The 21396-nt window shown below is 62.3% G+C and carries 23 protein-coding genes; 12 read left to right on the top strand and 11 right to left on the bottom strand.

The window, feature by feature from the left end; all coding sequences use genetic code 11:
• Positions 1–24 precede the first annotated feature (24 nt).
• Entirely contained in the window at positions 25–909 is an 885-nt protein-coding gene (locus tag LG047_RS00085; protein WP_227964222.1) for an RNA polymerase factor sigma-32, read from the top strand.
• A 49-nt stretch (positions 910–958) separates the two neighbouring features.
• Here LG047_RS00085 and LG047_RS19510 read toward each other — a convergent pair whose 3' ends face one another.
• Positions 959–1660: a CarD family transcriptional regulator gene (locus LG047_RS19510; RefSeq protein ID WP_370634945.1), complete on the bottom strand. Its 702-nt coding sequence runs from the start codon at positions 1658–1660 to the stop codon at positions 959–961.
• A gap of 31 nt (positions 1661–1691) precedes the next feature.
• On the opposite strand from LG047_RS19510, the gene LG047_RS00095 reads away from it, so the two are divergent.
• Positions 1692–2528, top strand: a complete 837-nt coding sequence (locus tag LG047_RS00095) for a hypothetical protein (protein ID WP_255679513.1) — start codon at positions 1692–1694, stop codon at positions 2526–2528.
• Positions 2529–2868: 340 nt separating this feature from the next.
• Here the strand turns inward: LG047_RS00095 and fdxA are convergent, their stop codons facing one another.
• Complete coding sequence (gene fdxA / locus LG047_RS00100; RefSeq protein WP_036281067.1) at positions 2869–3207, bottom strand: ferredoxin FdxA; 339 nt, start codon at positions 3205–3207, stop codon at positions 2869–2871.
• Between the two features lie 125 nt (positions 3208–3332).
• Between fdxA and LG047_RS00105 the strand changes: the two genes are divergently transcribed.
• Entirely contained in the window at positions 3333–4151 is an 819-nt protein-coding gene (locus LG047_RS00105; RefSeq protein ID WP_051134006.1) for an RMD1 family protein, read from the top strand.
• On the opposite strand, the gene miaA is transcribed toward LG047_RS00105, so the two are convergent.
• Entirely contained in the window at positions 4135–5055 is a 921-nt protein-coding gene (gene miaA, locus LG047_RS00110; RefSeq protein WP_227964227.1) for a tRNA (adenosine(37)-N6)-dimethylallyltransferase MiaA, read from the bottom strand. The genes LG047_RS00105 and miaA overlap by 17 nt on opposite strands.
• Positions 5056–5073: 18 nt before the next feature.
• Between miaA and serB the strand changes: the two genes are divergently transcribed.
• A complete protein-coding gene (serB, locus tag LG047_RS00115) occupies positions 5074–5976 on the top strand; it encodes a phosphoserine phosphatase SerB (RefSeq protein WP_370634946.1) in 903 nt (300 codons plus the stop codon).
• 19 nt (positions 5977–5995) lie between these two features.
• On the opposite strand, the gene LG047_RS00120 is transcribed toward serB, so the two are convergent.
• From LG047_RS00120 to hflK, 4 genes are all read right to left on the bottom strand, one after another.
• A complete protein-coding gene (locus tag LG047_RS00120) occupies positions 5996–6472 on the bottom strand; it encodes a VOC family protein (RefSeq protein WP_227964228.1) in 477 nt (158 codons plus the stop codon).
• 127 nt (positions 6473–6599) lie between these two features.
• Positions 6600–8096 (bottom strand): Do family serine endopeptidase, encoded by a 1497-nt coding sequence (locus tag LG047_RS00125; RefSeq protein ID WP_227964230.1) that lies wholly within the window; start codon positions 8094–8096, stop codon positions 6600–6602.
• Between the two features lie 60 nt (positions 8097–8156).
• Positions 8157–9083 (bottom strand): protease modulator HflC, encoded by a 927-nt coding sequence (gene hflC, locus LG047_RS00130; RefSeq protein WP_227964231.1) that lies wholly within the window; start codon positions 9081–9083, stop codon positions 8157–8159.
• Entirely contained in the window at positions 9080–10228 is a 1149-nt protein-coding gene (gene hflK, locus LG047_RS00135) for an FtsH protease activity modulator HflK (RefSeq protein ID WP_227964235.1), read from the bottom strand. Before hflK ends, hflC begins: the two co-directional genes overlap by 4 nt.
• Before the next feature lie 138 nt (positions 10229–10366).
• On the opposite strand from hflK, the gene LG047_RS00140 reads away from it, so the two are divergent.
• Positions 10367–10750, top strand: coding sequence for a YidH family protein (locus LG047_RS00140; RefSeq protein WP_036281078.1), 384 nt, complete (start codon positions 10367–10369; stop codon positions 10748–10750).
• 243 nt (positions 10751–10993) lie between these two features.
• Here LG047_RS00140 and LG047_RS00145 read toward each other — a convergent pair whose 3' ends face one another.
• The 3 genes from LG047_RS00145 to LG047_RS00155 all read right to left on the bottom strand — a co-directional run bounded on the left by LG047_RS00145 (position 10994) and on the right by LG047_RS00155 (position 14949).
• Positions 10994–12217 carry an acyltransferase gene (locus LG047_RS00145; protein ID WP_227964238.1) on the bottom strand — a complete coding sequence of 408 codons (1224 nt, stop codon included), beginning with the start codon at positions 12215–12217 and terminating at the stop codon, positions 10994–10996.
• A gap of 259 nt (positions 12218–12476) precedes the next feature.
• Complete coding sequence (locus tag LG047_RS00150) at positions 12477–13379, bottom strand: outer membrane protein (RefSeq protein ID WP_227964241.1); 903 nt, start codon at positions 13377–13379, stop codon at positions 12477–12479.
• Between the two features lie 277 nt (positions 13380–13656).
• Positions 13657–14949, bottom strand: coding sequence for a hypothetical protein (locus LG047_RS00155; RefSeq protein ID WP_227964245.1), 1293 nt, complete (start codon positions 14947–14949; stop codon positions 13657–13659).
• Positions 14950–15533: 584 nt separating this feature from the next.
• Here LG047_RS00155 and LG047_RS00160 point away from each other — a divergent pair.
• The 3 genes from LG047_RS00160 (at position 15534) to LG047_RS00170 (ending at position 17712) form a co-directional block, all read left to right on the top strand.
• Positions 15534–16790: a site-specific integrase gene (locus LG047_RS00160; RefSeq protein ID WP_227964248.1), complete on the top strand. Its 1257-nt coding sequence runs from the start codon at positions 15534–15536 to the stop codon at positions 16788–16790.
• 188 nt (positions 16791–16978) lie between these two features.
• Positions 16979–17191 carry a helix-turn-helix transcriptional regulator gene (locus LG047_RS00165; protein WP_370634947.1) on the top strand — a complete coding sequence of 71 codons (213 nt, stop codon included), beginning with the start codon at positions 16979–16981 and terminating at the stop codon, positions 17189–17191.
• Positions 17192–17373: 182 nt separating this feature from the next.
• Positions 17374–17712, top strand: coding sequence for a hypothetical protein (locus LG047_RS00170; RefSeq protein WP_227964253.1), 339 nt, complete (start codon positions 17374–17376; stop codon positions 17710–17712).
• A 41-nt stretch (positions 17713–17753) separates the two neighbouring features.
• Here LG047_RS00170 and LG047_RS00175 read toward each other — a convergent pair whose 3' ends face one another.
• Positions 17754–18131, bottom strand: a complete 378-nt coding sequence (locus LG047_RS00175) for a hypothetical protein (protein WP_227964255.1) — start codon at positions 18129–18131, stop codon at positions 17754–17756.
• Positions 18132–18596: 465 nt separating this feature from the next.
• Between LG047_RS00175 and LG047_RS00180 the strand changes: the two genes are divergently transcribed.
• The 4 genes from LG047_RS00180 (at position 18597) to LG047_RS00195 (ending at position 21369) form a co-directional block, all read left to right on the top strand.
• Complete coding sequence (locus LG047_RS00180; protein ID WP_227964257.1) at positions 18597–20285, top strand: DUF3987 domain-containing protein; 1689 nt, start codon at positions 18597–18599, stop codon at positions 20283–20285.
• Positions 20286–20568: 283 nt separating this feature from the next.
• A complete protein-coding gene (locus LG047_RS00185; RefSeq protein WP_227964260.1) occupies positions 20569–20778 on the top strand; it encodes a hypothetical protein in 210 nt (69 codons plus the stop codon).
• Positions 20775–21026 (top strand): hypothetical protein, encoded by a 252-nt coding sequence (locus LG047_RS00190; protein WP_227964263.1) that lies wholly within the window; start codon positions 20775–20777, stop codon positions 21024–21026. The genes LG047_RS00185 and LG047_RS00190 overlap by 4 nt, the downstream gene beginning before the upstream one ends.
• Before the next feature lie 85 nt (positions 21027–21111).
• Complete coding sequence (locus LG047_RS00195) at positions 21112–21369, top strand: hypothetical protein (protein WP_227964266.1); 258 nt, start codon at positions 21112–21114, stop codon at positions 21367–21369.
• Positions 21370–21396 lie beyond the last annotated feature (27 nt).

Below are 21396 nucleotides of genomic sequence, written 5' to 3' on the forward strand. Positions count from 1 at the left end.
ATAGCGCGCTGTGGAGACCTGACCATGGCGTATCTTCCTGGCCTCGGCCGCGAACTGATGAAAGCAGCGGCTGACGCTCCCTTCCTGGAACGGGACGAGGAAAAAGCACTGGCCGTAGCTTGGCGCGACCACGGCGACCGGCGAGCGCTTCATAAATTGACGGCGGCGCATATGCGTCTCGTGATCGCCCTTGCGGCGAAGTTCCGTCACTATGGCCTGCCGATCGCCGATCTCGTCCAGGAAGGCCATGTTGGATTGCTCGAGGCCGCGGCCCGCTTCGCGCCAGAGCGCGACGTGCGTTTCTCGACCTATGCGACCTGGTGGATCCGCGCCTCGATTCAGGACTATGTCCTGCGCAACTGGTCGATCGTTCGTGGCGGCACCAGTTCCAGCCAGAAGGCGCTGTTCTTCAATCTGCGCCGCCTTCGCGCGCGCCTCGCCCGAGACCCCGACGCTTATGGGTCAGGCGACGCCTATCAGGCCATCGCCAAGGCGCTCGGCGTCTCGCGCGCCGACGTGGAAATGATGGATTCCCGCCTGTCCGGGTCGGACGTGTCGCTGAACGCGCAACTCGTCGACGACGATTCATCAGGGTCCGCCCAGCGCATGGATTTTCTTGTCGACGACCATCCGCTGCCCGACGAGGCCGTGCAGGAGACGATGGATTCGGACCGTCGCGCCCGATGGCTCAAGGACGCGCTCGCGATCCTCTCCGAGCGCGAATTGCGCATCGTGCAGGAGCGTCGGCTCACAGACAATCTCGTGACCCTCGAGACCCTCGGCGACAAGCTCGGCATTTCCAAGGAGCGGGTGCGGCAAATCGAAAGCCGCGCGCTGATCAAATTGCGCAAGGCGCTTTCACGTATGCAGGACGGCGAGGGGACGGAAGAGAGCCTCCCGAACGCGTAATAAAAAAGCCCTCCTGACGGAGGGCTTTTTCTTTGGCGTATCCCGATTGTTACGCCGCAGCATCGACATCCGCGTCGTCGCCGTCGTCACCCACGTCGGCATCGGCTTTCTGGCCGCGGCGGGGGCCCTTCTGCAGGAAGGACTCGATCAGCTTCAACGCTTCCGAATCGATCAGCTTTCGGACGGCCGCGATCTCGCGGGCCATACGGTCTAGCGCCGCCTCATAAAGCTGCCGCTCCGAGTAGGACTGCTCCGGCTGCGTGTCGGAGCGGTAGAGGTCGCGCACCACCTCGGCGATCGTGACGAGGTCGCCGGAGTTGATCTTGGCCTCGTATTCCTGCGCGCGGCGCGACCACATGGTGCGCTTGATGCGCGCGCGACCGCTCAATGTCGCCAGCGCCTTGTCGACGACATTACCCTCGGCGAGCTTGCGCATGCCGACATTCGCGACCTTGCTGGTCGGCACCTTGAGGATCATCTTGTCCTTGATGAAGCTCACGACGAAGAGCTCCAGGCTGAATCCGGCGACCTCCTGTATCTCGACGCCGATGATCTGGCCGACGCCATGGGCCGGATAAACGATGAATTCGCTCTGTTTGAATCCATGTTTCTGACCGCCGGTTTTCGCCTTGCCGGCCGCAGGCGCGGCCTTGGAGACGACGGGCTTGGTCTCGATTGCGGACTTGTCGGAGGCTTTGTCGCCGACGACAGGCGCCGCCGACGATGCGAGGTTCTCGGATTTCTTTGCCAATTCTTTTTCTTCGCCGGCTGTCGGGGGTTGCGTGGACTTTCCGACCGCGGCGGGCGTTGCGGCTGCGACGCCCGTCGCGGGGGAGGAGGTTACGGACTCTCTTGCCGGCGTCGCCTTGACGGCGTTCGACGGAACGGGAGTCGCGGAAAGGTTCTTGGTCGGGGCAGGAGCGGGCTTCACGCTTTCTGCTTTTTCCCTGACGGCCGGAGGCGCTTGCCTCCCTGCCTTTGCCTTTTCGACGCTCGGCGCCTTGGCGGCGGCCGTGTGCTCGGACGCGGCCTTTGCCGGCGACTTCGTCGGCGCTTTCGGCTCCTTGCCCGGCGCGGGGACTTTCGCCGCAGACGCCTTCACACTCGCCGTCGAGGCCGGCGCGCGGGCGGAGGCGGACGGGGCGCGGCGAGACGTCGTCGCCGCCTTGGCGGGCGCCTTCTCGCTTGTCGTGGCGCTTGTCCTGGTCGCGGCCTTTGCCGCCGCTTTCGCCGCTACCTTCGTCCGCGTCGCCGCCGACGAGGACTTGCTCGAAGACGACGCCGTTGTCGCGGACGCCGTTGTCGACGACTTCGCCGCCGATTTTGGCACGCCAATGGATGGCGCCGTCTTCGCGCCGCCGCCGGGAGCGGCTGAACTCTTTGACGCTACTGCGCCTTTTCCGCGCGCCGGTTTTGAAGCCGATTTTTTTCCCGAGCCGCGCGAGGGCGCCGGAGCCGCGACAACGCCGGCCCCTTTCGTCTTTTCGTTCTTCCTGGCGGACGGCATACGCGGGATACTCCTTTGGCGTCCCGCTGTGGAGACGGGACGAGTCACGCAGACCACTCGCTACATTGCCCGAACGACGACTGCCGATCAGGAGGCAAGCGGATTTTCATAAACCTTGGCTAGAGCCGCAGCGCGCTTACGGACTCCCTTGGCCGCTGTTCCCGAGGCGCGCACCTTCTCATTGCTGGAGGCTGAACTTCGTCGTTGGGTCGTCGGTCGATGAGCGTTTATTAACAGCTCATATATCACGCCGCGGCGCGAAAATCAAAGATTACGCATATGCGTCAAAAGGGCCGGGACCGGTCAAGTCCTAGCTAACCATATAGGATTACTGAATATTTGGTTGCGTTAAGGATGTGGAAACCTCTCGCCTCGCCCCCGCCGGCGCCGTTGGCGCAGGCGGGTAGAATCACCTGCACAAAAACAGGGCGCCGTGCGGCGAAGCTCTCGAGTCAGTCCCCCTGGCCGGGCTCGGCGGAGAAATGCGCCTCGAATTTTCCGGGCTTGCCATCCCATTCCTTGGCGTCGGCGGGCGGTTCGCGTTTGATCGTGATGTTAGGCCAGTTCTGCGCCATGTCAGCGTTGAGCTTCAGCCACTGCTCGAGGTTTTCCTCGGTGTCGGGTTTGATCGCCTCCGCCGGGCATTCCGGCTCGCACACGCCGCAATCGATGCATTCGTCGGGATGGATCACGAGCATGTTCTCGCCCTCGTAGAAGCAGTCCACCGGACAGACCTCCACGCAATCCATATATTTGCACTTGATGCAGTTTTCTGTGACGACATAAGTCATGTGCGCGTCCCACTCCGATTGCTGCGCTAGCTAGCGTTTTTGCTGTCGTCATGCAAGGCATTGAAGACATGCTATCCAGTTGCGCAGCGTTATCGCTGAGATAGTGATTCCAGGCAGGTTCGTCGATGCCAGAATTCGAGGTTCAACCCATCCTGCCCACGCGACAGGCCGTAACCGCCCGCGCCCTGCTGCTCGGCGAACGCATCGACACGGTTGGCCTCGAGCGCGCCGATCTCGTCTCTACCGCCCCGCTGGCCTTTCACACCGGACAGGCTGGCTTCGCCGTGCTCTATCGATTCGGCGTCGCGGTGCTCTTTGGCCTTTCGCCGCTGGAGGAGGACGAAATCCTCAAGAAAATCGGCGCGAGAGTCGCTGGCGCCTCGCGCGGCGATGACGAGACCCTGATCATCGAGACGACCCATGAGGGGGAGGAAAAGGCGCAATCGAATGGCCGTTTGACGGTCAAGGACCTCTCCGAGGCGAGGCTCCTCGTCGTCGCCGACGCGCTTGCCAAAAGCGTGGCGCTGGCGCGCGACGAGCGGCGGGTCAACGCCGTCTTCGACACGATCGAGCCCTTCGCGGCCGAACTGGCGAGCAAGGGCCGTCCGCCATGGAAACGCAAGTCGATGCTCGAACTGATCGGCCAGACGCTGCTCGTGCGCCATCGCGTCTCTGGGCGCGTTGCTGTCGAGGACAAGCCCGACGTATTGTGGGACCGGCCCGATCTCGAGCGCCTCTATGCGCGTCTCGAAGACGAATACGAACTGGAGGCGCGCGGCCGCACGCTCAACGCCAAGATTGACGTGATCGGGGAAACGGCGCGGGCGCTGACGGATCTCATCGACGCCGATCGTTCCGTGCGCCTCGAATGGATCATCATCGTTTTGATCGCCACAGAGATCGCGCTGACGCTGCTCCAGATGTTCCTCATGCGAGGGCATTGAGCGCCGCATTCAACTCCGCTTCCGGCGCGGCGCCCGACAACCATTGAAAACCCGGGAGCTGATGTCGCGCGAAAGTGAATTGACGCTTGGCGTAGCGGCGCGTGTCGAGCTTGCCGCGCATGACCGCCTCTTCCAATTTCATGCGGCCATCGAGAAAAGCGACGAGATGCGGAACGCCATGCGCGCGCATGGCGGGGAGCGCAGGGTCGAGACGGCGATCGCGCAGAGCGGCGACTTCGTCGAGCGCGCCTTTTTCCATCATGCGATCGAAGCGGGCGTCGATGCGCGCGTAAAGGCTCTCGCGTTCGGGCGCCAGGAAAAAGGAGGGGCAGGCGGAAGCGTCTAGCAGCGGCGCGCTTCGCGGGCCCTGAAAAGAGGCGAGCGGTTTGCCTGTCGCCGTCAGAACTTCCAGCGCACGCAGGATGCGTTGTGGATCGGTCGGCCGCAAACGCGCCGCGGTTTCCGGATCGCGCGCGGCGAGTTCGGCGTGAAGCTCCTGCGGAGTCTTGCCGGCGGCGGCGGCGCGAACCCGCGCGCGGACTTCCTCCGGCACGGCCGGGATGTCGGAAAGGCCGTAGAGCGCGGCCTTGAAATACATGCCGGTGCCGCCCGCGATGACCGGCGTCACGCCTCGCGCGTCGAGATCCAACAGCGTGGCCGCGAAATCGGCAAGCCAGCGGCCGACGGAGTAATTCACGGCGGCGTCGACGTGGCCGAAAAGAAGGTGCGGGACAAGGCGCTCTTCCTCCGGCGTTGGACGCGCGGTGATAACGCGAAGATCGCGATAGACCTGCATCGAGTCGGCGTTGAGGACCGCGCCGCCGATGCGCTGCGCGACGGCGAGGGCGAGCGCGGACTTGCCCGAGGCGGTTGGACCTGCAATGAGAATGGCGCGTGGCGGCATCAGGCTATTGCCGCGCAAATGGACGAGATGTCAAAGCCGATTCGATTTGTCGCGACCTTTGTCGCGGGGCAGGAAACGACATTCGACGACGCCACGGTCGAACGGGCGCTGCGCGAGGCGGGCGCGACGGCGACGCGCATCGACTGGCTCGCGCCGGGCGTCGCGTCCGATGCTTTTCTCGCTGGCGAAGGCAACGCCGCGTTTCGCTTCCGCCTGCACGAGGCTCTGGCGGGCGAGCCCATCGACGTCGTCGTTCAGCCGGTCGAAGGACGCCGAAAGGCGCTGCTCGTCGCCGACATGGACTCGACGATGATCGAGCAGGAATGCATCGACGAACTCGCCGATTTCGCTGGCATCCGCGATCGCATCTCCATCATCACCGAGCGCGCAATGGCGGGCGAACTCGCCTTCGAGGCCGCGCTGCAGGAACGCGTCGCGCTACTTGCAGGCGTGACGCTCGAACAGATCGAGACGCTCGTGGCGCGTATTACATTGACCCCGGGCGCTCGCACGCTCGTCGCCACGATGCGGGCGCATGGCGCGCATACAGCGCTGGTGTCGGGCGGCTTCACGCAATTCACGCAGCCGGTCGCCGCGCGCATCGGTTTTCACGAAATGCGCGCCAACAGACTCGAAATTGCAGACGGCGCGCTGACCGGCGTGGTGCTTGCGCCAATTCAGGGGCGAGAGGGCAAACGCGCGGCGCTTGCGGAAATGCGCGAGGCGCGAGGGTTGTCACACGGGGCGACGCTCGCAATCGGCGACGGCGCCAATGATCTCGACATGCTGCGGGAGGCTGGGCTGGGCGTCGCCTACCACGCCAAGCCGAAAGTGGCGGAAGCTGCGCATGCGCGGATCGACCATGCCGATTTGACGGCGCTGCTCTACGCCCAGGGGTATCGGCGCGAGGAGTTCGTTTGAGGAACGGCGGGCGCGCGGATCACTCGCCGCCATAGGCTCGTTCGAGAGCGTCGATATCGAGCTTCACCATCTGCAACATGGCTTCCGCAACGCGCCTGGCCCGCGATCGGTCCGGGTCTTTCATCATCTTTCCGAGCGCCGTGGGAACGATCTGCCAGGAGACGCCGTAGCGATCCTTCAGCCAGCCGCATTGCTCGATTTTCCCGCCCTCCGACAGCGCCGACCAGAGGCGGTCGATTTCTGCCTGATCCTCGCACTCGATCATGAGCGATATGGCGTGGTTGAAGGTTTCGAATGGTCCCGCGCTCATCGCCATGTAAGGCTGTCCAAGGAGCGTGAACTCGACGACCTTGACAGAGCCCGCCGGTCCGCTGGGGCTTTCAGCCGGCAGGGCGGTGACGCTGTCCACTCTCGAATCGGGAAGCAGCGAGGCGTAGAAGGCGGCGGCTTCATCCGCCTTTTCGGAATACCAGAGGTTGGGGATTATTCTTTGCATCGTCGACTCCGCGCAAGGGCGGCGCATGAAGCCGCCGGGTCAGCGTAATGGGGGCGCGCAGTCGCGGTCAAAAAAATCCTCCTGCGAAACTTTCCGCAGGAGGATGATCAAGATGACGATGGGTCGATTACTCGACCGGCAACGCCACGAAATGCGCGTCGCCCTGGCCGTTGGCGACGATGAGCAGCGCAGTCTTTTTGCCGGCGTCTTTCAGCGCCTTGATCTTCTTCACGGCGTCGGCGGGATCGTTCACGGCCTCCTGATTGACCTCGAGAAGAATTTCGCCGGCTTGCAGGCGCTTCTCGGCCGCGTCGGAACGCGGATCGACCGCCGTAATGAGCACGCCGCTCTTCACCGTGTCCTTGATCTGGAAGCGCGCGCGGAGCTCGTCGGTTAGGCGCGAGAGTTCGAGACCCAGCGTGGTCTGGGACGAGGGGCCGCTCGTGTCCGGCTTGTCCTTGTCGCCAGCGTCGCGCGAGGCGACCTTCTCGCCGTCCTCGAGGCGGCCGAGCTTCACTGTCTTGGACTGCTCCTTGCCGCCGCGCACGATGACGAGTTCGACGTCCTTGCCGACCGGCGTCGCCGCGACGAGCTTCGGCAAATCGCGCGATTCCTTGATCGGCTTGCCGTCGAACTTGATGATGACGTCGCCGGCCTTGAGTCCCGCGGGCTTCGACGGTCCCTTGTCGTCGACGCCGGCGACCAGCGCGCCGCGCGTGGCGCCCAGATTCAGCGTCTCGGCGATGGCGTCGTCGACGTTCTGAATTCTCACGCCGAGCCAGCCGCGACGGGTTTCGCCAAATTGCTGGAGCTGTTCGATCACCGGCTGCACGGTGTTCGCCGGCGTGGCGAAGCCGATGCCGACAGACCCGCCGGAGGGCGAGAGAATGGCGGTGTTGATGCCGATGACTTCGCCGTCCATGTTGAACAGCGGGCCGCCGGAATTGCCTTTGTTGATCGAGGCGTCGGTCTGGATGTAGTTGTCATAGGGGCCGCTGTCGATGTTGCGATTGCGCGCCGACACGATGCCCGCCGTCACCGATCCGCCAAGACCGAAGGGATTGCCGACCGCAAGCACCCAGTCGCCGACCTTCGCCTTGTCGCTGTCGCCGAACTTCACCGCCTTCAGCGGCTTCTCCGGCTTCACCTTCAGCACGGCGACGTCGACCTTCTGGTCTTTGCCCAGAACTTCGGCTTTGAGCTTCTGGCCATCATTGAAGATGACTGTCACTTCATTGGCGTCGGCGATGACGTGATTGTTGGTGATGACGATTCCCGACGGATCGATCACGAAGCCCGAGCCGAGCGAACTGGACTTGCGCTGGCGCGGCATGTCCGGCATGCCCTGGCCCTGACCCTGGCGGCGCTTGAAGAATTCCTCGAAGAGATCGTCGAAGGGCCCCCCCGGACCCATGCCCGGCGGTAGGCCCGGCATGTCGCCGCCCTTGCCGCGTTTGGCTTCGACGGTCTGTGTCGCGGAAATGTTCACGACCGCGTCGGAGACTTGCGCCGAAAGTTCGGAGAGTGAATCGGGGCCTTTGGCCGAGGCTGGCGCGGCGGCGAGCCACAGGGCGGACGCCGTCGCGAGGGCGAATCGCGCGGCGCGACGAAATGCGGATGTCATGCGTGTTGTCTCCTGCAGGGACAAGAAAATGTCGCGCGCCCTAACGGGCGCGCTTGCGGATTACCGCTTTTGATTTGGTTCCGGAGGGTTCGGGCCCGCGCTCGGCGCGGGGCTCCCCTCCGGACCCGAGAAAAAACGGAAAAATTCCGAACGCGGACTGACGAGAAAACGCGTCTCGCCGGGTTTGAAGGCGGCTTCATAGGCCTGCATCGAGCGATAGAAGGCGAAGAAGTCGGGATCCTTCCCGAAAGCTTCGGCAAAAATACGGTTGCGTTCAGCGTCGCCTTCACCCTTGATCTGGTCGGCCTTCTGTTGCGCCTCCGCTTTCAGCACCACGACGTCGCGATCGGCCCTGGCGGTGATTTTCTGCGCCTGCTCGGCGCCTTGCGCGCGATACTCGGCCGCCTCACGCTGGCGCTCCGTCTGCATGCGGCCATAGACCTTCTCGGAGATCTGCTGCGGAAGGTCAACACGGCGGATACGGGCGTCTACTACCGCGACCCCGAATTTTCGCGCCTCTCTGTCGGCCTGCTCCTTGATCTTGACCATGAGAGCGGCGCGCTCGTCCCTGACGATCTGCTGCTGATTGGCCTCGCTGAGCACGCGGCGGACCGCCGAGTTCAGCACCGACGCGAGCTGGTTGTTCGCGCCGAGCACGCTGTTGACAGATTGATAGAAGCGCAGCGCGTCGACGATGCGATAGCGGATGAAGCTGTCGACTTCGAGGCGCTGGTTGTCGGCCGCGAGAACCTCGAGGTTCGGGCTTTCGACGTCCAGAATGCGGTTATCGAAAGTCACGACATTCTCGATGACCGGAAGCTTGAAGTGAAGACCCGGCTCGGTGATGAGGCCGCGCCCGGGGACCGGCTCGCCGAAGCGCAAAACCAGCGCCTGCTCGGTCTGCTCGACGGTGAAGAGCGCGCCGCCTGCGGCGACGACCGCGATCAGCAGGGCGATGGCGACAGTGAAGAGGAGGCCGGACTTCATTTGCGGCCTCCCTGGAAGGGCGCGAAGGAGGGCAGGGGCACAAAGGGGGCGACGCTCGCGCCACCCTTCGACGGATCGTCCAGTATCACTTTTTCCGCGCCGCCCAACACGCGCTCCATGGTCTCGATGTAAAGGCGCTGGCGGGTCAGCGCCGGCGCGTTCTTGTATTGCTCGTAAATCTTCTCGAAGCGCGCCGCCTGACCGCGCGCCTCGGCGACGGTCTGCTCGCGGTAGGCCTCCGCCTTCTGGAGGATTTCCGCCGCGGCGCCGCGCGCCTCGGGCACGACCCGGTTCGCGTAAGCCTCTGCTTCATTGCCGAGGCGCTGCAGGTCCTGCTGCGCGGCGGTCACGTCGCGGAAGGCCGCGATGACGGACTGCGGCGGGTCGACGGACAGAAGCAGCACCTGCAGGACCATGACGCCGCTGTGGTAGTCGTCGAGCACTTTCTGCATCAGCGCCTGGCACGCCGGCTCGATGAGCTTGCGGTCGGCGGTGAGGATCTTCTGGATCTGGGACTGGCCGACGATCTCGCGCATGGCGCTTTCCGCTACGGCCTTCACGGTCAACGGCGGATTGGCGACGTTGAAAGCGTAGTCCTCGGGCTTCGCCGGGTCGATCTGCCAGACGACGCGGAATTTCACATCGGCGATATTTTCGTCGCCCGTGAGCATCAGGCTTTCTTCCGGCGCCTCGGGCCCGCGCGCGACGACATTACCGGGCGCGCGGCGGCGGCCTTCGACCGGCGCCTCCTCGCGGAAGCCGACGTCCGTGACGTTGCGGTCCGTGACGGCGAGCTTGATCACCGAGCCGATGGGCGCGGGGAGGTTGTAGTTCAGGCCCGCCTGCGTCTTGCCGCGATATTTGCCGAAGATGAGATTCAGACCGATCTCGTTGGGGCCAACCGTGTAGAAGCCCGACAACAGCCAGGCAAGCAGGGTAAGCAGGACGAGAATAGCGAGCCCGCGTCCGCCGAAGCCGGACGGCAGAATCTGCTGAAGCCCCTCCTGGCTGCGTCGCAAAAGCTCCTCTAGGTCGGGCGGCTGCTGTCCTCCGCCGCCCCCCGGGCCTTGTCCCCAAGGGCCGCCTTGCTGTCCCCAAGGATTATTATTCTGGTTGCGCGGGCCGCCTTGATCACTCCAGGGCATTTCGTCTCGAGACTGTTGGTGTGGCCTCCCGCGGCGATTCCGCCGCGATCCGCCAATATAATAGGTACTCGCCGCGGCCGCGGCAATGACGGGGTGGGCGCGCTGCCAGAGCCTTGGCGGCAGCGGAGGATTTTTCGGATGATACGCGATTACGCCAATATCGCCGCCAATGAACGCACCTTCCTCGCCTGGGTCCGGACGGGGATAGCCGTCATTGCGCTCGGGTTCGTGATCGAGCGGTTCAATCTGTTCCTGCTCACGATCGCCGGCGCGGTCGGCGATGACCAACACCTCGCCCGGCTACATCGCCTTGGGAGCCCGACGGGCCGCTACGGCGGCGTAGCCCTGGTCGCGGCCGGCGTCGTTCTTATCGTTGTCGCTACGCTCCGGTTTCTGCACACCGCGCGACTTCTCTCCTCGGACGCGCCGCACTCGCCGCGCGCCACACATCCGAGTCTCGTCGTCCTCTCGGTTCTCGTGCTCGGCGTCGCGGTGTTCAGCGCCTATCTCGCGTTTGGCTGAGACGATCGCGTCACTGGGTCCAGACGAAATAGAAGGAGACAAGCAGGGCCAGCGCGAAGCCGATGAGAGCGTTCATCAGGAAGCCGCCGCCGAATTCATTCATGTCAGTCACTCCTCGCGCCGCGTTCCGAGCATGCGCCCCGAAGAAGGGGAACGGCGTCTTCGCCAGAGCTGCGTCGGATGCGCATATCAGCTTGACTTATCTAAGCTCGATTCAGCCGGACGTTCAACTGCCCCCGCCTTTCAGGACGCGTGTTGATCCTGAAGAACGCGCGCCTCCCTCTGCGCCAGCTTTGCGAGACGCGCGGCGCGCGGCAGGCCCAGAGTCTCCCTCAGATTGAGGAGCCGCTTTTCGATCCCGAAGAAGGAAAGCGCCGCCACAGCGAAGGCGAGCGGAACGGCGAAGGCGACGGACCCGATTTGTCCGAGCAGGGCGACCGGGGTCAGAACGAAGATCGGCATGTGGTAGAGATAAAGTCCGTATGAAATCTTGCCGATCCAGACCATGGGACGCCATCGCAGCAAGGCGAGCAGCGGCGCCGGCGGCGCCGAAAGCAGAACTGCGATGAACAATGCTGTCGCAACAGAGACATAGGCGTAGAAGAAATAGAAAATGCTGGCGCCGTAGAGTCCGCTTTCCTGAATGCCCGGACCATAGTGGAGGATCGCGAGGAGCGTGAGAGCGCAAAACCAGCCTGTGGCCTTGATTTGCGTGGCGTAGCGGCCCGGATCCGGCAACCAACCCCAATGGGCGACGAATGCGACCATGGCGCCGCAGAGCAGTCCGTCGGCGCGCGCGAAGATCAGATGGTTGGCCGCCCCGAACAGCGGCCACGCGTAAAAATGCCAGAACGCGGCGTGCAGGACGGCGCGAAGCCCTAGCGTGAAAACGATCGCGATCAGGATGAATTTGACGACAGAGGCCCGACTCGCCGTGACCAGCCGCGACATGATGAGCGGCCATATAGAGTAGAACTGTTCTTCGACTGAAAGCGACCATGTGGGGGTAAGCATCCCGAGGATGAGGCCGCCGAAGATGAGGGCGAAATTCGACACATAGAGCGCAGAATAGAGAATCGCCCACCAGTCGAAATTCCCGCTGTGTCCGCCCGAGAGCAACAGATAGACGGCGCAACCCGCAAGCGTCATCAGCATCGCGGGGGACAGGCGCAGGATGCGGCGGATATAGAAGGCCTTGAAGTCGATCTGCCGCCAGGAGGCGTATTCCTGAAGCAGCAGGGTGGTGATGAGGAAACCGCTCAGCACGAAGAAAATATCGACGCCGAAAACGCCGCCGTGAAAGCCGAGCGCGCCGGTGGCGAGTTTCGGCCCCATGAGATCGGCGCCCGATCCGATCAGGGTCGAATGTCCTCCCAGAACGGAGACGATGGCGATCGCCCGGATTCCGTCGAGCTCCGGCCGGTAGCCCAGCTTGAATGACCGAGTTTCGGATTGCGTCGCCGCCATATGCCGATCCTGTCCTTGACGTCCGCACGCCGGTTGCTCGGGACGGCGGCGCCGACGCCCCTGCGCGGGGCAGTCCGTGAAGGAGGGAAATTGATCCCCGGCTACGCCGCCCGGCAAAGGAATAGGGATTATCGCAAATGCGGAGCGAGCAAAAGCTCAACGATATGATAGAGGACGCCGCCGTGACCGAAGCGGAAAACGCGCAGCAGCGCAGGGACTGACGGATCAGCCCGGCCGCTGCGCCGTTGCATGGACGCGATCAGTACTGCGCGATGACCGGGGCCGAACCCCAGTTGAAATGATAATTCAGACCCGCGCGCACGATATTGCCGTTGAACCGGACCCGGGTCGAAGGCAGTGAGGCGGTTTCCGCTCCAAAAAGCGTGCTCGTCACCACCAGCGGGCTGGAGTTGTAGGTCACCGAACCGAGATCATAATACAGATACTCGACCTTGGCGCTCCAGTTCGACATGAACATCCATTCTATCCCACCGCCGGCCGCCCAGCCGACGCGCGTATCCGAGAAGGCGCCCGTGGAGCCCCATGGAACCGTCGTGTCGATGAAGCTCGCGGACTGCCAGATCGTGGTGCTGGAGCTCACGCCGCCATAGGCCAGACCGCCCGTTCCGTAAATCAGCAGGGTCGGGGTGGCGAGATAGCCGATGCGGCCCCGGACCGTGCCGAGATAGTCTAGGCTCTTCGACGTTCCCACGACAGTCGCGACATGGGTAGGAACGAGCGCGCCAGCAATGGCTGCGACATTCGCCGAGGAACCGGCGCCGCCATTGCCCGCAATTCCCTGAATGTCGGCCTCGATGCCCGTGACGAAGCTTCCGGCGATCCGCCAATTATAGCCGATCTGGCCGCCGCCGATGAAGCCGCCGGTGTTGGCGGGATTGTAGGCGCTGGCTGAGATCGCCGACGCGCCCAGAACGTCGCCGTTGAGTCCGGGAATGGTCCAGAAAGGAGCGGAGGCGACATTTGCACTATTGCTGTTCGACCACGTTCCACCTGCGTTCAGACCGACATAGAAGCCTGTCCACATCGGCGGCGGCGGCGCGGGAAGCGGGTCGTCCTTTCGTGACGGAAGATCGGCGGCGACCGCCGATGCGGTCATAATGACCGCAGTCATCACGACGACGCAAAAATGGCGCGTTTTCATTCGGCATTGTCCTTGGAGAATATCCGTGGCGGTCCTTCCACGGATTGGAGGTTCGAAGCTTCAATGAGAAGCATTCGCTGATTCGTTATGCAGGACAATGGCCGCAACGATTTATCTCGGTTGCAGGCGCGCGTTTCTGCAATTGTGTTGCTGTTTTACAATACGAACATCAACCAAGCGCATGAGGAAAGATAGTTCTGTTCGGACTCTCCAGCGGACATTTGGTGTAACATGAAGCGGACCGGACTCAGTTGTCCGGTCCGCGCACGCATGTCGACTACTGTGAGTATTTGATCAGCAAAAATCCGCGCGTCCACGTCAGCCTGGTGGCGTCGGTTTTCGGATCCTGGTCGGGTAGCGCCTTGATCAGTCTGGAAGGCTGTGACCTGAAGATTCCGGTCGTGGGATCGAAGAGAATCGTATTGAGATAGGTTCCATTCGGGCAGGCGAATTGGGCGAAGTCGTCGGTCTCGATGTTCGGCCAACTCTTGTAAGTATGGCAAAGATTGAGTTTTCGCATGAGTTGGCTCGGAGCGTTGACGGCGCCGAAATCCTTGAGCGTGAAATAGGCGCCCGACACGCCAACAAAATTGGCCGTGGTGTCGGCCAGGTTCGGCGCGCCATTTTTCGCAAGGATCGTCGAGATCGTTCCGTTGAAAAGCGTGCTGCAGGGTTTCGAGTAGAGATTATAGCCCCCGTTGACTTTCAGTTTCGGATATCTGGGATCGCTTTCTCCCAGATCCCATTGATAGGGAAAACCTGTCGCCCAGCAGTTTTGCGGCGCCTGCGTCTCGCGAACATATTTCCTGGCGTCGTCGAGTCCCAGTCCGAGATAGGTGCGGGAGAAAACATTATACTTCCTGTTGTTGATCCGAACTTCATACACATTCTGATCCGGATTGGGCTGCTGCCGGCTGGGATAGGCAATTTGCGCCGAGGAACCACCGACTTCGAAGTTGCCGACAGGCGGCGTCGCCGTTTTGAAGACGTTGAAATAGACGTCGTTCAAATTGGCCCATGTCCAGACGCCTTCTTCCGCATTGCCATTTGTCGTTCGTACTTCGCCGACCGAAAATCCTTTGGTTCGAACGCCAGCGCGGATAAATGCGTATAGCCTGTCGACCGCAGCCTTGCCGCAGAGCGCTTGCGCCGTCCGCATCCCGGCAGTCGCAAATAAATTGACAATCACACGATCCGCCGGGACCGGCGGGCTGATATTCGCGATTTTTGAACTGAGCTCCTGAAGCAGCGGATCGATCACCTGCGGCACGACTGTCGCGGGCGGCGCATAGTCCGGATTATTGCAGACGAAATTGTTTATGCCGTCTTCCTTTTTGCCGTTCGGCTGCACTTTCCTTTCAAAGTTGTCGATCAGCATCTCGATTTGCGCGTAAGGCCCGGGCGTAACCTTGTAAAAGAAGAGCCTTGTGCCGCTACTGCCGGCGTCGATGACGGCAGTGTAAACAGGCGGAATGGCCTGGGCATGCGCAGCGCCCCCCGTGCTGAAGAAGCTTGCGGCCACGGCCAGCAGGCAACACAGTTTTTGCAAGTTGGCTCTCAAGATTTTCATATTGAGTCTTCTCGATTTGTTCCGACGCGCTTCAGGTGTGTCATGCTATCTTAGCCTAACTTGGTTGCGATCAGTAAACGAGATAATTCGAATGACAACTATCGATTATTGCCGACAAGCGTTTATAATTTGCAATTGCAAACAGGCCTCTTGCTGTCGACATAACTATAATTATTTTAATAGTAATTACTGCTAATATAATTCGAAATCAGTTCGGCGATGTCGCTGCGATTTCGATTGTTCGAGGCGACTTCGGAAAAGCATTGGTCATGGACGGTTTTGCGCGCTTACCCACGGTCGAGAGTGAATCCGGGCCGTCTGTGATCGAGATTCTGAGGTCCCGTCTCGCTGACCGCGACAGCGCGAGACCGTTAGGTTTCGGTCGGGCTTGTGGGCGCTGAGGCGTCGCTCGATCACGCGACGCGCGTTTTCGTAAATCAGCTGCCGGCGAGCGATTTCTTGATTCTGGCGGAGACGGTGTCCGCTTCTCCGCCGTTTTTACTGTCCATACTGCCAATAAGTCATTGATATTGCCAGAAAGGTTGATATGGTCAGCTTCGCGGTTATGGCAAGGGGACGCGAAATTGGCGCGCAGGTTGCTTTCCGAAACGAGGATTCGAACCCTCAGCAAGCCGGGAATCTATGCTGACGGCGACGGGCTTTTTCTGCGCGTCCGTAAGGGCGGCTCCCGCCAGTGGTTTTTCATCTTCCGGCGCGGCAAGACGCGCACTGAGTTGGGGCTCGGCGGCTACGGGCAGGGGACGGCGCCCGTATCGCTGGCGCTGGCGCGGGAGAAGGCGGACGCGATCCGCGACAAGCTCGCGCGGGGTCTCGACCCGGCGGCCGAACGGAAGCCGCCGCGCGTCGTCACGTTCAAGCATTGCATGGACGAATTGCTCGCGGCGAAAGCGGCTGAGTGGAAGAATGATAAGCATCGTCAGCAATGGGAAATGACGCTTCGCGAGTATGCGAAACCGCTCCACAGTCTGCCGGTAGCCGAGATCGCAATGGGTGACGTGAAGGCTTGCCTTCTCCCCCATTGGCGCGAGCGGCCGGAAACGGCCGACAGGCTGCGGTCCCGCATTCAGGCGGTGATTGATTACGCCATAGCGCATGAATGGCGCACGGCGGGCAATCCCGCCCGCTGGAAAGGGCTTCTCGACAAGGTTTTGCCCGCCCGTCGAAAGCTCGAACGGGGACACCATGCCGCGCTCGCCTATGCGGAGGTTCCCGCGATGATGGCGGCGCTGCGGCAATCGGGCGGCGTGGCCGCGCGGGCGGTGGAGTTTCTGACCCTGACCGCGGCGCGGTGTGGAGAAGCCCGCGCCGCGACATTCGCAGAAGTCGACACAGAAGCCCGCACATGGACGGTTCCGGCGGAACGCATGAAAGCGGGGAAGGAGCACGTTGTCCCGCTCTGTGACCGCGCGCTGGCGATTGTGGAGGCCATGCGCCAGCGGGCGACCTCCCAGCTTGTTTTCGGCGGCGGCGTTGATGGCCGACCGATAAGCGAAACGGCGATGACCAAAGCCCTGCGGCTCGCGTCGCCGGACAAGGCGGCGACGCTGCACGGAATGCGCTCCGCTTTCCGCGATTGGGCCGGGGACAAGACGGACGCCCCGCGCGAGACTGCCGAGCTCTGTCTCGCGCACACCGTCGGAAACCGCGTGGAGCAAGCCTACCGGCGCTCCGACGCGCTGGAGAAGCGCCGCGAGCTGATGCAGGCATGGTCTGCTTACTGTGAAGGCGAGCGAATCGCATCGGCGCTTGCGGGTGATTCGCGCGGTGGAGAAAAACCGGCTTCAGCGACGCGAAAACGGCAAAAAACCGATTTGGGTTGAATTTGTCGCTAATTGAAAGTGATTGGTTTGAATTTGTCACCAATCGGTTTGCACTAGCTACAAATTCAACCCAACTGAAGCCCGTAACGGATACATTTTGTCACTAGTTTCATTGGATTTTTTTGTTGTTTACACCGAAAGTATAATGTGAACTATGGTCGACCATTCCAACCAAGGAAGGAATGGCTATGTCTGACGATGTCACCCCGACGCTCGTTTCCATTAACGAGACCTGCCGGCTCACGAGCCTCTCGCGTACGGCCATCAACCGCAAGCGCGACGAAGGGAGTTTCCCGCAGCCCGTTCCGATCGGAACCCGTCGCATCGCCTTCGTGCGGAGCGAGGTTCTCGCATGGATCGAAGCGCGCATTGCGGAGCGCAACACGAAACGGGCCGCCTGATCATGGCGCGCAAACGAAAGAGCCCGCCGGTTGCAGCCGGCGGGGCTCGGGATTGTGACTGCTTAGGGGCTGTCACTTCCGAAAATAGCCGCCCAAGGCGGAACGCGCAAGACGCGGGGAGAAGCCTTCGCGCCCGACTCTACGCCTTCATAAGAGAAAACCCCGGCGCGACCTTTCGCGACGTGGAGCAATTGCCCGGCTGTCGCGGCGCCTATGCGCTCAAAACGAGCGGCGGCGTGGTCTTGTGGTCGCTGTCGCGCGCCGCTGGCCGCGCCGTTCTTGAACTGCTCCAGCAAGGACTGATCGAGGCGCGGGACGCGGACCCGTCCGATTATGAGAAGCCGGCCTATGCCGAAACGGTCGCGATGGTGGGGAGACGGCGCGTCAAAGGCTGGCGGCTCCCCCTGCTCCCCGTCGTGACCAATCATCGGCTGTGGGTTCCGACGCCACATTGGGGGCCAGTCCGATTGCACGCGGTCGACGCATGGTCCGAACGCGCCGACGAAGCGTGCGCCCATTGATCGAGAAACGAAAAGGGCGCGCCGTCACGATCGGCACGCCCTCAATTCACATCACAAGACAAGGCTCCCACACTATGCCCGAAAACGCTGAAAAACGCAAGGTCGCGCACGTTGCGGCGAACGTCCCTGATTATCTGCGCTCGCGCCGCCAGTGGCTCGTTTGGCGCTTCGAAACGGTCAAAGGGCGCCTCACAAAACCACCGTATAGCGCGCTCACGCTTCGTAAATGTGACGCGTCCAATCCTGCTAATTGGACGGACTTTGAGCGCGCAAAGGATGTTGCCGCGCGTCACAATTTCGATGGCGTGGGATTCGCCCTCTCGCCCGACGATGATCTGACCGGAATCGACTTGGATCATTGCCGGGACTCGCAAACCGGCGAGATTGCCAAATGGGTGCGCGAAATTCTCGACCTTCAAGAAACCTACGCCGAAATTTCACCTTCTGGCACGGGCATTCGCCTTTTTGCGCGCGGGAAGGTGAAGGCCGCGACGAAGTGCGACGCCGCGGGCGTCGAGATTTATAGCAGTTCCCGCTATCTCACAGTTACCGGAAATCGCGTTGACGGCGCGCCCGGCGAAATAAAGGCCGCGCCGTTAACGCTGCACTTGCTTCATCGGCGCGTCGAATCTTTCCGATCGAACGGAAAGGACGCGAGCGCCGCCATCGTCGCGAAGGTTCCCGCCAACGGGGATAATTTTTTTCGTCGCGTAAATGACCTCGCGATGAAAAATCTGAGCGCATGGGCGCCGGTCGCTTTTCCTACTGCGGTTTTGCAAAGTGGCACGGGCGCGTATCGCGTCAGCTCCGAAGACCTGGGCCGCGAACTGCAAGAAGACTTGTCAATCGCGCCAGATGGTATCGTTGATTTCGGATTGCACGATATGGGCGACCCGCGCGAAGGAAAGCGCACGCCGATCGACGTCATATTGCATTATTCGGAAGGGCTCATTGAGGGCAGACCCGAAGGCGAACTTACTGTAGCCGACGCGGCCTTGTGGTTATGCAAAACGCTCGGCGCCGATCCTGCCGCGATGGGCTGGCGTGAGCGCGAAGAAATCAACTTGAAAGCGGTTTTCGACGCGTCGCGGATTGACGCCACCGCGACGGATAGCGCAAGCGCGGAAAAAATCGCAGAGGCAAGAATCAGCGAAACACTTGGCGCTCCGTTCGATCCTTGGGCGCGCTATGTGGTCCCCGATTTTCCGTTCGGCATTCTTCCCGCCGCTATTGCGGACTTCGTCGAGAAAAGCGCGAACAATATCGGTTGCGATCCGAATGGAATCGCAATGTGCGTTCTCTCGGCTTGCTCGGGCGCGATGGATCATCGTTTTTCGTTGAAGCTGAAACGACATGGCTCGTTTGTCGCGAGCCCGCGGCTATGGACTCTTCTTGTCGGCGATCCTTCCGTCAAAAAATCCCCGATGATGCGCGCCGCGATCGCGCCGCTCCGCAACATCGACAATGAGCTGCACGACCTGCACGAAGGTAAGCGGCAAATCTTCGGCGACGATGCAGAGCAATCGAAACCGCCGCGCCTTCTGGCGGGAGACACGACGATCGAGGCGCTTGGTCAAGTTCTCTCGGGCCAAGAGCGGGGGATTTTAATTTACCGTGACGAGATAGCCGGCTGGATCGGCTCAATGGAAAAATACGCTGGCGGAGGGCGCGGCGGCGCGGCCGATCGCGGTTTCTGGTTGCAGTCCTATGACGGGGGAACATTCCACGTCGACCGCATCGGCCGCGGCCAACTGCGAATTAAAAATCTGTCAGTGTCGCTCTTGGGCGGGATTCAGCCTGAGCGGCTCGGCGAGCTTCACGGACTGACGAGCGATGGTCTCCTTCAACGCTTCGTCCCGGTCATGCTTGGGGCGTCGCGCTACGGGGAAGACACGCCGACCGATCGTTTCGAGCGCGAATATGACCGGCTAATTCGGGCGCTTCACGATGCGTCGCCGGCGCGGCTGTCGATGACCGATGACGCGATAGACGCGATGGCTGATCTGCATAAACGCCTACACGACCTCGAAGGCGCGGCGCATGGCGTTTATGCGGGCTTTCAGGGCTTCGTGGGTAAGCTCGCCGGGCTCGCCGGCAGTCTTGCGCTGATCCTGCACATGGCGCGCGACCCGGCGCGCAATGCGGCTCTTCCGGTCGGGCTCGGGACCGTCGAAGACGCGGCGGCGCTTGTTTTGCAGTTCCTCGTTCCGCACGCGTTCGAGTTTTACCGCACCGCTGAATCCGCCAGCAACGGGGACAGGCTCGCGCGAATCGCTTCGTGGTTGCTCACGAGCGGCATGGCGAGAATCACCGCGTCCGACCTTACGCGGAACGTCGCGCTCTTCCGGGGAAAACGAGTGGCAGAGATCGGCGACATGGTCTCGCCGATGGTTGCGGGCGGCTGGCTCTTTCCCGAGGGCGTCGGGCCAAGGGTAACGGCGTGGCGCGTCAATCCTGCGGTTCACGCACTTTTTGCCGATCGGGCGAAGGAGGAGGAGCGGCGCAAGTCGGCGCTCGCCGCGGTCATGGGTGCGAAAAGCTCGCGCGCGCGTATCGAGATTGTCGCCCCTTGAGCTTTGCAGCAAAGAATGGAGGCCAAAATGAAACGTCTTCAAAATCGAAAAGCTACAAAACTAACCCAGTTTTTTAGGACGAGCCTCGCGACCTCGACAATCTCGACGGGAAAAAACGGCCAATCTCGACAATCTCGACACGCGGGCGTGAGCATAAAGACTCGTCCCCCTTCTAAATTAATTACCGAATTTTTTCTCGGGACTCGCCACGCGTTAATGCTCGCGCGCGCGTATCGACTTTGTCGCGCCGTGAGCTTTGCCGTCGAAAAGCGGGAGGGCGCCCATGTCTGACGGCAAGCCCTCCACTGGCCCGAACGGATTGCCGCTGTTGCGCCTCCCGCGACTGCCGCGCGCGCCGACCACGCCCGCCACGCCGACCGCGCCAGCAGCGCCGCCGCGGCCCGATCCGTTCGACATCATGCGCGCAAGCAAGCGCCGGCTCGCGACGCGGGAGGAGATCATGAAGCTCGCTCGCAAATGGAGTCGCTCATGATCGACCTGGGCGATGCGATTCTTGAGCTCGATCGGCGCGCGGCGCAGTTGGCGCATCTGGACGGGGCGCGGCTCGACGATGAGATCGAGACGATCCGGCGCCGCGCCGTCGACGCGTTCGTCGCGGGCGGCGATGACGAGCTGCGCGCTTGGTTCCGCGCCGACGCGATCGTTACGCGGTTGCGCGGCATGATCGAGCGGCGACGGGCGCGCCTGCGGCCGCCGCCGGGGGGCGATCGAAAATTGTAGCCGGGCGGGGGCGCTTCACCGGCCGGGGGAGCGTTTTTGAACGCGTGCAAAATGGGAACAAAAACAGGTTGTTAGGAGCTTGGCCGTGCCGAACGTGCAAAATGGAAAAGGAAAGCATCGGCGCACGGGCGCCGAGCGCCAGCGGCGGCGACGCGCTCGCCAGCGGCTCGGTCGGCGCGTCGTCGCGGTCGAAGTGGACGCGGGCGCGCTTGAAGACTTGTTGGTTTGGGCGGGCGACATTCACCCCATCGAGGCTGACGACCGGGAAGCTGTCGCGCGCGGCCTCGCTGCGTTCGTCGCGCGCGCTTGCGGCCTCGTCACGCGTGACGCCGGCGGCCGGTGAAACATGCGACGATTCGCGAAATCACAG

The sequence above is a fragment of the Methylocystis sp. WRRC1 genome (assembly GCF_020733155.1).
Lineage (GTDB): Bacteria > Pseudomonadota > Alphaproteobacteria > Rhizobiales > Beijerinckiaceae > Methylocystis.

What these genes read in the sequence shown, in the direction of transcription:
- miaA (WP_227964227.1), bottom strand. Translation starts at nt 5,055, where the DNA reads ATGCCGCCACGCGCCATTCTCATTGCAGGTCCAACCGCCTCGGGCAAG.
- LG047_RS00190 (WP_227964263.1), top strand. Translation starts at nt 20,775, where the DNA reads ATGATCGACCTGGGCGATGCGATTCTTGAGCTCGATCGGCGCGCGGCG.
- LG047_RS00155 (WP_227964245.1), bottom strand. Translation starts at nt 14,949, where the DNA reads ATGAAAATCTTGAGAGCCAACTTGCAAAAACTGTGTTGCCTGCTGGCC.
- LG047_RS00125 (WP_227964230.1), bottom strand. Translation starts at nt 8,096, where the DNA reads ATGACATCCGCATTTCGTCGCGCCGCGCGATTCGCCCTCGCGACGGCG.
- LG047_RS00120 (WP_227964228.1), bottom strand. Translation starts at nt 6,472, where the DNA reads ATGCAAAGAATAATCCCCAACCTCTGGTATTCCGAAAAGGCGGATGAA.
- LG047_RS00165 (WP_370634947.1), top strand. Translation starts at nt 16,979, where the DNA reads ATGTCTGACGATGTCACCCCGACGCTCGTTTCCATTAACGAGACCTGC.
- LG047_RS00180 (WP_227964257.1), top strand. Translation starts at nt 18,597, where the DNA reads ATGGGCGACCCGCGCGAAGGAAAGCGCACGCCGATCGACGTCATATTG.
- hflK (WP_227964235.1), bottom strand. Translation starts at nt 10,228, where the DNA reads ATGCCCTGGAGTGATCAAGGCGGCCCGCGCAACCAGAATAATAATCCT.
- LG047_RS00140 (WP_036281078.1), top strand. Translation starts at nt 10,367, where the DNA reads ATGATACGCGATTACGCCAATATCGCCGCCAATGAACGCACCTTCCTC.
- LG047_RS00105 (WP_051134006.1), top strand. Translation starts at nt 3,333, where the DNA reads ATGCCAGAATTCGAGGTTCAACCCATCCTGCCCACGCGACAGGCCGTA.
- LG047_RS00085 (WP_227964222.1), top strand. Translation starts at nt 25, where the DNA reads ATGGCGTATCTTCCTGGCCTCGGCCGCGAACTGATGAAAGCAGCGGCT.
- serB (WP_370634946.1), top strand. Translation starts at nt 5,074, where the DNA reads ATGGACGAGATGTCAAAGCCGATTCGATTTGTCGCGACCTTTGTCGCG.
- LG047_RS00185 (WP_227964260.1), top strand. Translation starts at nt 20,569, where the DNA reads ATGTCTGACGGCAAGCCCTCCACTGGCCCGAACGGATTGCCGCTGTTG.
- LG047_RS00150 (WP_227964241.1), bottom strand. Translation starts at nt 13,379, where the DNA reads ATGAAAACGCGCCATTTTTGCGTCGTCGTGATGACTGCGGTCATTATG.
- LG047_RS00145 (WP_227964238.1), bottom strand. Translation starts at nt 12,217, where the DNA reads ATGGCGGCGACGCAATCCGAAACTCGGTCATTCAAGCTGGGCTACCGG.
- fdxA (WP_036281067.1), bottom strand. Translation starts at nt 3,207, where the DNA reads ATGACTTATGTCGTCACAGAAAACTGCATCAAGTGCAAATATATGGAT.
- hflC (WP_227964231.1), bottom strand. Translation starts at nt 9,083, where the DNA reads ATGAAGTCCGGCCTCCTCTTCACTGTCGCCATCGCCCTGCTGATCGCG.